14 protein-coding genes and 1 rRNA gene are annotated in these 13,067 nt (G+C 27.1%); 3 read left to right on the top strand and 12 right to left on the bottom strand.

Translation table 11 applies throughout. The annotated features are described in order from the left end of the window. Positions 1-306: ribosomal RNA gene (locus tag CHF27_RS12720) — 16S ribosomal RNA — on the bottom strand; the annotation flags it as partial. A gap of 428 nt (positions 307-734) precedes the next feature. Here CHF27_RS12720 and trhA point away from each other — a divergent pair. Beyond that, on the top strand, positions 735-1,382 hold the full coding sequence (gene trhA, locus CHF27_RS12715) for a PAQR family membrane homeostasis protein TrhA (RefSeq protein ID WP_095405133.1): 648 nt from the start codon (positions 735-737) through the stop codon (positions 1,380-1,382). Between the two features lie 83 nt (positions 1,383-1,465). Here trhA and CHF27_RS12710 read toward each other — a convergent pair whose 3' ends face one another. Together CHF27_RS12710 and CHF27_RS12705 are read right to left on the bottom strand one after the other, a co-directional pair. Further along, positions 1,466-3,844 carry a heavy metal translocating P-type ATPase gene (locus tag CHF27_RS12710; RefSeq protein WP_095405134.1) on the bottom strand — a complete coding sequence of 793 codons (2,379 nt, stop codon included), beginning with the start codon at positions 3,842-3,844 and terminating at the stop codon, positions 1,466-1,468. Between the two features lie 11 nt (positions 3,845-3,855). Further along, complete coding sequence (locus CHF27_RS12705; protein ID WP_095405135.1) at positions 3,856-4,224, bottom strand: ArsR/SmtB family transcription factor; 369 nt, start codon at positions 4,222-4,224, stop codon at positions 3,856-3,858. Positions 4,225-4,424: 200 nt separating this feature from the next. Here CHF27_RS12705 and CHF27_RS14395 point away from each other — a divergent pair, with 200 nt between their 5' ends. Further along, a complete protein-coding gene (locus CHF27_RS14395; RefSeq protein WP_199533673.1) occupies positions 4,425-4,886 on the top strand; it encodes a hypothetical protein in 462 nt (153 codons plus the stop codon). A 154-nt stretch (positions 4,887-5,040) separates the two neighbouring features. Here the strand turns inward: CHF27_RS14395 and CHF27_RS12695 are convergent, their stop codons facing one another. Then, positions 5,041-6,123: a hypothetical protein gene (locus CHF27_RS12695; protein ID WP_095406697.1), complete on the bottom strand. Its 1,083-nt coding sequence runs from the start codon at positions 6,121-6,123 to the stop codon at positions 5,041-5,043. Between the two features lie 181 nt (positions 6,124-6,304). Here CHF27_RS12695 and CHF27_RS12690 point away from each other — a divergent pair, with 181 nt between their 5' ends. Then, complete coding sequence (locus CHF27_RS12690) at positions 6,305-7,033, top strand: HAD family hydrolase (protein ID WP_095406696.1); 729 nt, start codon at positions 6,305-6,307, stop codon at positions 7,031-7,033. A gap of 83 nt (positions 7,034-7,116) precedes the next feature. Here the strand turns inward: CHF27_RS12690 and CHF27_RS12685 are convergent, their stop codons facing one another. The 8 genes from CHF27_RS12685 to CHF27_RS12655 all read right to left on the bottom strand — a co-directional run bounded on the left by CHF27_RS12685 (position 7,117) and on the right by CHF27_RS12655 (position 12,534). Next, positions 7,117-7,608, bottom strand: a complete 492-nt coding sequence (locus CHF27_RS12685; RefSeq protein WP_095406695.1) for a hypothetical protein — start codon at positions 7,606-7,608, stop codon at positions 7,117-7,119. Between the two features lie 9 nt (positions 7,609-7,617). Further along, positions 7,618-8,040 (bottom strand): hypothetical protein, encoded by a 423-nt coding sequence (locus CHF27_RS12680; protein WP_095406694.1) that lies wholly within the window; start codon positions 8,038-8,040, stop codon positions 7,618-7,620. After that, on the bottom strand, positions 8,033-8,869 hold the full coding sequence (locus CHF27_RS12675) for a DUF5685 family protein (RefSeq protein ID WP_095406693.1): 837 nt from the start codon (positions 8,867-8,869) through the stop codon (positions 8,033-8,035). Before CHF27_RS12675 ends, CHF27_RS12680 begins: the two co-directional genes overlap by 8 nt. A gap of 22 nt (positions 8,870-8,891) precedes the next feature. Continuing rightward, complete coding sequence (locus CHF27_RS14290) at positions 8,892-9,038, bottom strand: hypothetical protein (RefSeq protein WP_158534771.1); 147 nt, start codon at positions 9,036-9,038, stop codon at positions 8,892-8,894. A 133-nt stretch (positions 9,039-9,171) separates the two neighbouring features. Beyond that, the gene (locus tag CHF27_RS12670) at positions 9,172-10,206 is read right to left on the bottom strand and encodes a hypothetical protein (RefSeq protein WP_095406692.1); all 1,035 of its coding nucleotides are present in this window, start codon (positions 10,204-10,206) and stop codon (positions 9,172-9,174) included. A 24-nt stretch (positions 10,207-10,230) separates the two neighbouring features. Continuing rightward, positions 10,231-10,926 (bottom strand): hypothetical protein, encoded by a 696-nt coding sequence (locus CHF27_RS12665; protein WP_095406691.1) that lies wholly within the window; start codon positions 10,924-10,926, stop codon positions 10,231-10,233. 201 nt (positions 10,927-11,127) lie between these two features. Beyond that, on the bottom strand, positions 11,128-11,391 hold the full coding sequence (locus tag CHF27_RS12660) for a hypothetical protein (RefSeq protein ID WP_095406690.1): 264 nt from the start codon (positions 11,389-11,391) through the stop codon (positions 11,128-11,130). A gap of 69 nt (positions 11,392-11,460) precedes the next feature. Next, positions 11,461-12,534 (bottom strand): DUF362 domain-containing protein, encoded by a 1,074-nt coding sequence (locus tag CHF27_RS12655; RefSeq protein ID WP_095406689.1) that lies wholly within the window; start codon positions 12,532-12,534, stop codon positions 11,461-11,463. Between the last annotated feature and the right edge of the window lie 533 nt (positions 12,535-13,067).

Below are 13,067 nucleotides of genomic sequence, written 5' to 3'. Positions count from 1 at the left end.
CCAATGTGGCCGATCACCCTCTCAGGTCGGCTACTGATCGTCGCCTTGGTAAGCCGTTACCTTACCAACTAGCTAATCAGACGCGGGTCCATCCTGTACCGCTAAAGCTTTGGTGCTTCGAAGATGTCTTCATAGCACTTTATCTCGTATTAGCATACCTTTCGGTATGTTATCCGTGTGTACAGGGCAGGTTACCCACGCGTTACTCACCCGTCCGCCGCTCTTCTCCGAAGAGAATCGCTCGACTTGCATGTGTTAGGCACGCCGCCAGCGTTCATCCTGAGCCAGGATCAAACTCTCAAATAAAAGTTTTGATGGGCTCAGATACTGTTATATATCTGGCTTTGTTTGGTTGTTTCAAATTCTATAAATTAACCTACTGTTTAATTTTCAAAGTTCATTTTTTCTTGTTTGCCCTTTTCTTAAGGACAAGTAATACTTTACCACCTTAAACTAATTTGGTCAATAGTTTTTTAATTTTTTTTTTTAACTTTTTAATAGTTATTTTTATAGTTCTTAATATACAATATTTTAGATTATAGATTTTAATATATTATTTTAATAATATTATTCATTTTTAAATTTATACATTGAATAAATAATAATATAAAATCTCTAAATATTTTTAATATATAGAGTATAATAGTACTAAATATAAAACTATATTTTAAAATTTAGTACTATTATAGTTTTTACGTTTATATTTTATATGTTTTAATTAGGAGGTTACATTTATGAATAGGTATTTTAGAGAACCTATAAACGGATTTACTCACTTATTAGGTGCTATATTATCTTTAGCTGCCTTACTTGCATTAGTTGTAAGAACGACACTAACTAATCCTTCACCATTAAATCTAGCTTCTGTGATAATCTTTGGAATTAGTTTAATGTTATTATATTCAGCTTCAGCAACTTATCATTTAGCTGTTGCTAAAGAAGATACTATTAAGTTCTTAAGAAGAATTGATCATGCTATGATTTTTATATTAATAGCTGGATCATATGCTCCTTTTTGTCTTATATCTTTAAATGGACCTAAGGGTTGGGTATTATTTTCAGTTATAATGGCTGTTGCAATTCTAGGAGTATCTTTTAAACTAATTTGGTTTAATTGTCCTAGATGGATATCTACATTAATCTATGTAGCTATGGGTTGGATGGCAATGTTTTTAATAGGACCTTTGTATAAAGCCTTGTCTTTTAATGGAATTATTCTTTTAGTTGGTGGAGGCGTTTTTTATACTATCGGTGCTTTAATCTATGGTGCTAAACCTAAATTTTTAAAATTTAAAAGCTTTGAACATCATGAAATATTCCATATATTTATAATGCTAGGAAGCTTAACTCACTATATATGTATTTTTAAGTACGTAATATAGAAAATAATATAAATATTTCAAATTATTTCTAATTAATTAAAATAAGCTGTATCAGAATTAAATCTAACACAGCTTATTTTTTACTATTTCATAGCTCTCATAGCATTTAAAACTGCTATAAGTGATACTCCTACATCTGCAAATATAGCTTCCCACATATTTGCAACTCCACCTGCTCCTAATATTAGAACTATTATCTTAACACCTAGTGCAAGTATTATATTTTGCATTACTATTTTATTTGTTTTAGTTGCTATCTCTATTGATTTTGCTATTTTACTTGGTTCATCTGTCATTAAAACTACATCTGCAGCCTCTATCGCAGCATCTGAACCCAATCCTCCCATAGCTATTCCTACATCTGCTCTAGCTAAAACTGGAGCATCATTTATACCATCTCCTACAAAAATAACTTTTTCTTTTTCTGTTCTTCCCTCATATAATTCTTCTAGCTTATTAACTTTTTCATTAGGAAGTAAGTTAGCATATACTTTATCTATCCCTAGTTCATTAGCAACATTTTGAGCAACTTTATCGTTATCTCCAGTTAACATTACTACTTGTTTTATTCCAGCTAATTTTAATTTTTTTATTGCATCCTTACTGTCTTCCTTTATTTCATCTGAAATTACTACATATCCTCTGTAAATTTTATTAACCGATATATAAACTACCGTTCCTACTTCTTTTGCTTGAGAATAAAATATATTTTCCTTTTTCATAAGTTTTTCATTTCCAGCTAATATAAGTTCATCATTATATTTTATCCTAATCCCATGAGCTGCTATTTCTTCATAATTTTCTATTTTATTTAAATCAATATCTTTCTTATAGTAACTTAATATAGATTTTGCAATAGGATGATTTGAATTTGCTTCTGCAAAAGCAGCATATTCTAATAATTTTTCTTCTGATATTCCTACTGGCTTAACCTTAGTTACATTGAATACACCTTTAGTAAGCGTTCCTGTTTTATCAAAAACTACTGTATCTACATATCTTAGAGCTTCTATATAATTACTTCCTTTTACCAAAATTCCTTTTTTAGATGCAAATCCAATTCCACTGAAAAATGTAAGAGGTATAGAAAGTACTAATGCACAAGGACAAGAAACAACTAAAAATACTAATCCTCTATACATCCAATCACTAAATGTAGCATCTTTCATTACTATAGGCGGTATAAAAGCTATTACCAAAGATAATATAACTACTACTGGTGTGTAATACTTACAGAATTTAGATATAAAATTTTCAGTTTTTGATTTTTTACTACTTGCATTTTCAACTAAATCTAATATCTTAGAAACAGCCGATTCTCCAAATTCTTTAGTTACCTTAACAGTTAATAACGCATTCTTGTTTATAAATCCAGATAATATTTCTTCTCCATTTGAAATTTCTCTTAACACTGATTCTCCCGTTAATGCTGATGTATCTACCATTGACATTCCATCTATAACAATACCATCTAAAGGTACCTTTTCTCCTGGTTTTATAATAATTATATCTCCTACTTCTACATCTTCCGGTGAAACTACTTTTGTTTTAGACCCAACTTTTAAATTAGCCACATCTGGTCTTATTTGCATAAGAGAAGTAATTGATTTTCTAGACTTACCTACTGCCATTCCTTGTAAATACTCCCCTATCTTATAAAAAAGCATCACTCCAACTGCTTCTGGTAACTCTCCTATTATTAAAGCACCTATCGTCGCAATTGACATTAGGAAATTTTCATCAAATACTCTTCCTTTTATCATGTTCTTAAATGCTTTTAAAACAACAGATCCTCCTACTACTATATATGCAGCTATAAATAATAAATTTGATAATCTGCTTTCAATTCCTGTAAACATTTGATAAATACCAAATATATATGAAGATCCTCCTATAATTAATTTATACATTTCTGACTTACGATTATCTTTATCTAGATGCTCATCTTCAATCGCTTTTTCTTTTATCAATTTAGAATTAATCTTTATGTCTAAACCAGGCTCAGTTGCGTTTACTATATCTATTACATTTTTTATAACACTTTCTTCATTACAATTATTTTTAATCTCTATATTCAATTTTTTATTTATAAAATTTAAATTACAATTTTCTATTTCATTTAATTTAGATACCTTTTCATTTATTACTTCTGCACAATGTGCACAATTTAATCCTCCTAATATTATTTCTTTTTTAATATTATTAGGTTTTGATGAATTGCAAATTACTTTTATATCTAACCCAGGTTCTGTTGAATTTATTATATCTAGTACCTTTTTTATAACTTGTTCTTCATTTGAACTATCAATTATATTTAAAGTAAGTTTTTTATTAATAAAATTCAAATTTGCAGATTCTACTTCATCTAGTTTGGATACCTTTTCATTTATTACTTCTGCACAATGAGCACAGTTTAATCCCCCTAATATTAATTCTTTTTTTATTAAACTACATTCTCCCATAGTGCCACCTCCTATCGTTTATATATTTCTTGTATATGACTTAATCCACAATTAAATATTTGACTTATATGACTATCATCTAATGAGTAAAATACTGTCTTTCCTTCTTTTCTAAACTTTACCAACCTTGCTTGTTTTAGAACTCTAAGCTGATGTGATATCGCTGAATGAGTCATATTTAAAAGGCTAGCTATATCACAAACGCACATTTCATTTGCAAAAAGTGCATATAATATTTTTATTCTTGTGGTATCTCCAAATACTTTAAATAATTCTGCTAAATCATAAAGCATTTCTTCTTCTGGCATAGTATTTTTTGTTTTTGTTACAATTTCTTCATGTACATCTATGCAATCACACTTATTCAAGTCTTGTGTCATTTTTAATTCCTCCATCATTTCAATGTTATATATGAACATTTATTCATATATAACATTGTATGCTACTTGTCTTTTTTTTGCAACCATCAAATCGTCCAAAATAAAATATTAAAGGCACATATTAATATTTTTTATAATATATATATTAGTAGAGACATTTACAACAAACTTTATTGTATTTTTAGGAGGGATAATTTAATATGAGCTTTAATACGTTTTCAAATAATCAAAATGAAGAGTTGGATCCTAATTACATCTACCCTAGACCTTATATTGATCCTATGATGTATATAAATCCTTACTCAATGAATGGTGTTGGATTCCAAAGCAATCAAATGAATCCTTATATGAACACAGGAGGATATGTTACTTATATGAATCCTTATATGAATAACCCTATTCCTTTCCAAGAAGATTCTGATGAGGATTATTTTAGTTCTCAAGATAATTTCAATGAAATGGATATGAACATGGGAATGGGTATGCAAGGTATGCCTATGATGCAAGGTATGTATCCTTGGATGCCTAACATGATGATGCCAGGTATGCCTATGATGATGCCAGGTATGATGATGCCGGGTATGCCTATGATGATGCCTAATATGATGATGCCAGGCATGCCACAAATTAATATGGAAGAATTTGATGAGGAAGAAATGTAATTATTTTATATTTTTTTATATTAAGTGTTATAAAATTCTTATATCTGTCTACAATACTTAATGTATTCCTCATAATATTCCCCCAATATTATAAATACAATATAAAGCCACGATATTTATTATCGTGGCTTTATTTTTTTTTGTAACACAAAAACTAATCTAAAAAATCATAAAAATCATTTGAACCTGATTCAACAAAATCATATAATACATTTTCTTCAAAATATATTTCTTCATCTATCTTTAAATATTCTTTGTAATTACAATCTAATATTTTATTTATAAATTTTCTATCTTGTTCGCTATACGTGCCTACTAAAAATTTATTTTCTATTTGATAATATATTGCTTTTATATCATTGCTTATTAAATATATATCTTTTTTTACATGATCATTATTAAAATTAAACCTAGTGAAAAATGTAGCATCTTCCATATCACTTCTTAACATAAACGGATTCTCTTGATAAAATTTTTCTATAAATTCTTCTTGTTTATTTAAAGAATATATACTCACAAATTCTGGTTTAGAAATTTCATCAAAAACTTCAAAATCATATATAGGCTCTTTTTCTGAAACTAGCATAGACTTTATTCTAAAATCATCTTCTTTTTTTTCTATATTGAATGCTAGCTTACAAGTATAATAACCATCATTATCCTCATATAAAACTTCACTAATATATTTCCCCTTGCCTTTACTAATAACATTTGTTTTTAATAAAGTTCCATTTATATTTGTAATATGCATGCTTGATATTTCATTACTTTTTGAAAAATATTTTAATCCTTCTTTATCCCAAGCTATAAATCTCATTGTCATATAATTTATAAACTCTACTTCCTCAGTTACTTTTTTGCAAATTATAGGATAAAGGTCCTCTATCGTTAAATTAGTTTTATATTTTTTTATAACATCTATGTATTCACTAATTTCTCCAGGTAGTTCTTTTTCATAATAATAATTCTTGTTTCCAAAATAATTAACTAGAAATAAAGCTTGTTCTTCTGAAATTTTTAATCTATCTGCTCCAAATCCTCCCATAAGCCTTTCTTCTTCTCTATAAGCTTCTTCTATTGTTGGATTCTTAAGACTAACATAGTCAGCTATACCTAATCCTTCTGCGTCTAATAAGAAATATTGATAAAAGTCTTCTTCTTCATTTTTCCAATGTATTAAAAGTCCCATACTTCCCATAAGTCTCGAATTCGTTACCTTTGAAAAATTAAATTGCATAAAATCACATCCTTAATGTATATATTACTAAATAGACTATAAACTAATTATTGCATAGTAATTTTTTATTACCTACTTATATTTTACGTAACTAAAAGAATTTTAAATTATTTTTTATAATTTTACAACTTAGTTAAAATTTATAATATAATAGAGTAAATGGTTAATCGAGGTGATGATTATGGGAAATACAGCAGCTTTTTTTGATATAGACGGTACTCTTTACAGAGACTCTCTTATGGTTGAACATTTTAAAAAATTAATAAAATACGATATCATCGATCAAAAGGCGTGGTTTGAACATGCAAGAGATACTTTTATGGATTGGGATAAAAGACAAGGTAACTATGATGATTACTTATTAGAGGTCTGTGATTTATATGTGGAGTCTCTAATAGGTCTAGATAAAACTTGTATCGATTTTACTAGCGATCAAGTAATTAAACTAAAATCTGATAGAGTTTATAAATATACTCGTTCAAGAATAAAGTGGCACTTAGACCAAGGCCATAAAGTTATATTTATATCTGGTAGTCCAAATTTCTTAGTCGAAAAAATGGCAAAAAAATATAGTGTCACTGATTTTATCGGTAGTAATTATGTTTTTGAAAATGAAGTTTTTAATGGTACAGTAATACCTATGTGGGATTCATCTAGTAAAAATACTGCTATTGATAATTTTATAAAGAAATATGATATAGATTTATCTAAATCTTATGCATATGGTGATACAAATGGCGATATCAATATGCTTAAAAGAGTAGGAAACCCTATAGCTATAAATCCTACAAAGGAACTTTTAAGTCAAATTTACAATGATGATACTATATCAGAATGTGCACAAATAATAGTTGAAAGAAAAGATATTATATATTCTCTTGAACCAAATGTAAATATATTCGATATTTAAATGTTCTTTATATTAAATCAAAAATATATATTTAAAAAAGCTGTCTCTAAATTAAATTTCAAGACAGCTTTTTTTATAAATTTTTATATCTTATTTATTAAATTTTTAATCTTATAATTATAATACTCTATAAATAGAGTATACATATGATCATAAATTAAAAAAACGACTTCAAAGGAAACAACAGATATTAAATTTATAGGTATATATATAAATTCCTTTAAAATAAAGTACATAATCAAAAGAACTATATTAGCGAATAAAAATTTCAAAATATACTCTATATATATCGGTCTATCTTTTTCTATTAAATATTTAATAATCCCATATATACCAAATGTAAATATATAGATAATCCATTGGGATTTATTACTCATAACTATAAATCCTAAAATAACCGAACCTATATAAAAAGCAATACCACTTCCTATTCCCCACTCCATTATTATTATCGAAACGGGTAAAGAAGCTAATCCTAATAAAAACAAAGTATTTATAGGTATTATATTTAATAACATTAATAATATTATATTTAATGCTAATAAAATGCCTCCATATGCTACTTTCTTACTCATATCAACCCCCTAGAAACAGCTTACTAAATCGCCTCCACAACATTCACAGCATGAATCTAAACACCATAATTTAACACAGTTTTCACAACAGTCATCACCACAGCAACAACAGCAACATCCATCTAAATCACTACGACGTCTTCTATTATAATTATAAGCTCTATCGTTATAATCATCTCTATATCTACTAAATTTAGTTAAGGTGTTATCATATTCTTTATTTTCAGGATTCATAGCTTTAGCTTGATTTATACAGTTTTCACCTTCTTCATAATATCCTATCTTCATAGCTGAGATACCATTTAAATAATACCATTCGCTACATTTATTAGTTATCGTTTGTAAAAACTCATATGCTTTTTTAAATTCTTTATTTTCTATTAATCTTCTTACCTTTACAAAACTATCATTGTCATATGCATTACTATACATTAGCTTCACATCCCTTTTCTAATATATTCTTATATCTTAGATATACTCCAGAATAAACTATATTCTCGATAATACCTCTATTAACTTTTATATTTAAATCATCTACTCCTTGTGCTAACATTCCTAAAGATATACTTATTAATTTATCTACTCTTTCCTTTAAGTCTTCTTTTTTGTTTATGTAGTCTATAAAAGGATTATATCTACCTTTTTCATAATCCTTATCTAAATCTTCATATGCATCTAATAAATATATGTATTTACCAACGTTGAAACCTATCTGTCTTAGATTTTGCTCATACTCATCTTTTTTATAAGCAAATATTTCTCCCATCAATTCTCCAAATGTATTAGATACCTTATCAATATTTGTATCTTTATCTTTTTCTAATTTGTTTAGATTTTCTAATTGTTCCTTTATAAAATTAGCTTTATCAGGATTTTTTTCATATGCCAATTTTAATTTCCCTTTGTATATATTATACGCTAATATGTCTTTTATGCCTCCATCATCATTTAAATTATCTTCTAATTTATAATATGTTAAAAGCACGTTCATACTCGCTGCATATTCAGTTATTTCATTTATTATTTTCTTTTTCTTTTTAAATGGATTTACTATACATCCTTCTTCTATTACTGTGTGTTTTGGTCTATATACTGATGTTAATATAAGAATCAAAAATGTTATGTCATAATTTAAAGATAATCTTGATATCTCTCCATGATTGTCTTTTAGATATTTACATAACCCACAATAATATCCTCTATAATGTTCATATTCTCTAAATGTTAAATCCATTTTATTCACTTTAACATAGCCAAACATATTAGTTCCTTTCTTATTTTATTTAATTTTCTATGTTTATAAATCTTACTACATAATTTTCAAATTCCAATACTTCGTCTACTGAAAAATCTTTTAATTTATTAATTTCTAAATTTGTATATTCTTTATTATTATCTTTTATGTATAATTTAGCCATAGTTATTGGCAATTTAAATCTTTTTGGACCAACCGATCCTGGATTTATATATATTATACCATTTTTTTCTTCTATATTTTTTTAACTTTATACATAAAGAATACCCTAAATACAGTCTAGTATATAGGGTATTCTTACTATAACATTATGCTAATGTTGGTATTACTCCTTGATAATTATTTATATTCTCTTTATTATCATTTTTATATTCATTTTCTATAATATTATTTATTTCATTATATCCATTTAAAGCTACATTTTTTATATTAGTTGAACTGTCACTTATCTTGTTAACAATAGTTTTGCCTGCATCTTTTACTTCATTAACAACTACTCTTACGGTATCAATCACATCCTTACTAACTGATACAACTGATTTTTTAACTTCCTGTATACTACTCATTGAATTTTGAATATTATTTCTTATATCATTATAATCTTTTTTGATATCATTATACCCTGTTGAAATTGTATTTGGAACTTTTTGAATAAATTCTTTTGAAAATGCAAATCCATCTTTAATTACATCTGAAGTCTTAATTACCTTTTCCATAATACCACTATTTGAATTATTCCATATTTCTTTAGTAGAAGTTACTGATTTGCCTACTTTTGCTACCAATTCTCTAGTATCTTTCTCAACTGATACAGCTGTTTTTACTGCCGTTTTAACTAAAGATGTTACTGAATCTTTAATTTCATTAGCTGCCTTTTTTAAATCGGCGGCAGTAGTTGTTACTTGCTTTACTGTACTTTCTATTTTTGATGCTGTATCTGTTATTTTATTACTTACTAATTCAGAAACATTTTTTATAGTATTTCCTACAACATCTATTGTGTCTTTAACTGTATTTGCTATCGTACTTACAGTTTTGCCAACACTTTCACCTATAGAAACTGCTGTTTTAACAAATTTTTGAACTCCACTAGTTATAAAATTAAATTTATCGTAAACTGATTTTAAAGATTCTTCTATAGAACTTGTTGTTGTATCTTTTTGCTTATCTGAAGGTTCTACTTTGTCATTTATTGAAGCTCTGTATTCAGTTTTAATAGCTTCTACACTTTCAATTGGCATACTTGTTTTACAATTATTATTTTCTATCTTACTATTATATTTACAACCTTTTTGATTGTTTATAGTATTTGTATTTAAGTTAACATTATTAGTTATTTTCATAACCTTATCCCCCTTTATTTTTATCTAGATTTTCCCAACATATTTACCTTGTGCTGAATATGTAGCTTGCTGTAATAAATTAAATTGATCTTCCAATATGAACTCTCCATCTATAAAAAGTTTCATTGTCCAAGTTCCAAAAGGATAACTTCTTGTATTATCTGTTAAATCCATCCAAAACCATAGCATTATTGGTTTTTCATTATTGTTTTGTGTTGTAAATAAGTTATTTTCAGTTATCTGGAATAACTCACCTACAGGATTATACCATGCTGTTGTTACTGTGTGTAATCCTGTTACATTTGTGAATTGTAATCTTGTTACTACTTTTTTATCCAATGGTAAATTAAATTTTTTCTTATTTGCTATATTCTCTTCTTCACTTATTGCACAACCTATATTATATTTTTGTATATGTGTTGTGTATTGTGTATTATTATATAGCCTTTGATTATCTTCATTAATCATAACTATAGACCAAAGTTCTTCTTTATCATCTGGTAAATATATATTCGCAGTTGAATCATTAAGCTTTAATTCTCCATTGATTAAAAACTTATATGGATGTTCTCCAGATGGTAAATCACATTTAAATATCCATTCATTATTTTGTTTAGTCATCTTTCCCTTACTAGGATCATAATCATTAAATTTTCCTATTACAGATATAGTGCTTACAGGTAGATGCTCAGTCTCTTCATATTTGAAAATCACGTCCACTATAAAATACCTCCTATTAAAATTTTGTTTCTTACTATTATTTTCCGTCTCATTCAGTATAATCTTTATAATTTAATTAGAAATTTAATTAAATTCACTAATAACCCTTTGATTAATATTTTTTAGTATATTGTCTAGAAAAAACAAAATAAGCTACCTAAAAATATTTTTTAAGTAGCTTATTCTTCTCTTTTATAATATTTATAATGTAAACTTCGTCAATTTTCCTTTAGAGTCTTCTATTGTAACTGCATCTAGACCCTTATATGTTTTAAATAACCATTTTAAATCTTTCATTGCTTGATTTACTTGACTTGTGCTTAAATTTTTAATAAAATATTCTCTTCTCATATCTTCATAATCTCTATCAATCAAAAAATTTCTTATAAGCGTAAATGCTAGAATATTAGGTATATTACTTTCTGTTCCTTTTTTTCGTTTATTACTTCTAGAATACATCCTCATTATATATACCCTCCATAAATCTCATTAGATATCTTAGTACAGTATATATAATTTAATTAATATCTATTCCTATAGTTTAATTATTTCATATTCTTTATTACCCATACCCATTTCACTTGCATAATCTATAATTCTAGTCGCATTAACATTTGGATGAGCATGTTTAAATACATCATGTCCCATTTCTTTACAAACTAAATCATAACAAGCTTGTTCTAATGCAATAGGATCTTTAGATGCCAATATCCCTATATCATGAGCAATTGGTCTTCCTGACCAAGGAACACAATCACAAAGAGGAGTAACGTTCATCACAAAAGTTATGTATCCTACCTTATCTTTTTTGTTCGATACTGCTCCATATGCAAACTCTGCCATCTTCTCTATAAATATATCTTCATTACTTTCCCACTGAACAGTTACCGCTCTAGTTGGACATACTGTTGGACATTCTCCACATCCATAACAAACTTCATGGTCAATATGTGCTTTTTTATTTTTCATTGATATTGCTTTTGTAGGACAAGATTTTGCACACTTAGTACATCCTATACAAATTTCTTCATTTATAGTCGGTTTAACATCAGAGTGTTGCATTTGCTTACCTGCTGCGCTCGCACATCCCATAGCTAGATTTTTTAATACACCTCCAAATCCAGCCATTTCATGTCCTTTAAAATGACTCATTACTATCATAGCTGACGAATTATATATTTCTCCACCTATTTTAACTTTATTAAAATGTTTTTTATTTATTTCTACGTCTACATAATTTCTACTATATAATCCATCTGCTATTATTATTGGTGCATTAACAACAGAATAAGCAAATCCATTTTCTATAGCAGTAGTTAAATGATCTACTGAATTTGTTCTACTTCCACTATATAGTGTATTTGTATCTGTTAAAAATGGCTTTCCTGAACATTCTTTAACTTTATCTACTACTTGTCTTACAGCAACAGGATTCATGTATGTAGTATTTCCCTTTTCCCCAAAGTGTAACTTTATAGCTACCTGATCATTTTCATTTATTAAATCTTTAAATCCAGCTTTATCGAATAATCTTCTTACATTGTTTAATAGATTTTTATTTTGTGAGTTTGAATATAAATCACAAAAATATACTTTTGATTTTTCCATTTCTACACCCCTTTTTGATAAATTACCTAACTAAACTAATTTTACCATTTATTTAAAAAAATATTAACTTCTTTCAAATACTTATGATATATAATTTATAGTTTTTATATTATTTTATACTCTTTTAAATATTCATAAGAAAAGGCGTGTAACAATACTTAAAATTCAACTTTAGAGCATAGTTAAAGGAGCTGTCTCAAAATAGAATTTTGTGGTTAATCTACCGCTTGGGGTGAGTATAAGTTCTCCTCCATGCAGGTAAAAATCTTTCCTGCAAATGTCGGTGGAACTTATATCTCTCCCCTTCGCTAGATTACTTAACAAAATTATTATACTTTTGAAACAGCCCCTTTTTTAGGGTTCCCATAATGGACAACAACTTGACATTTAATTCCATTCTTTATTAACTAATTCTAAAGAAGATTTAATATTTTCTTTTTCACTTTCAGTTAAATTACCTTCCTTTAATTTGAACTCCAATTCTTCTTTAAGATGTCTAAGGTCATTAATATAGGAATCTTTCGAATTTCCTT

The sequence above is a fragment of the Romboutsia maritimum genome (assembly GCF_002251085.2).
Taxonomy (GTDB): Bacteria; Bacillota; Clostridia; order Peptostreptococcales; family Peptostreptococcaceae; genus Romboutsia_B; species Romboutsia_B maritimum.
The sequence above is the reverse complement of the archived record's forward strand: the minus strand, read 5'-3'. Positions and strand labels throughout refer to the sequence as shown.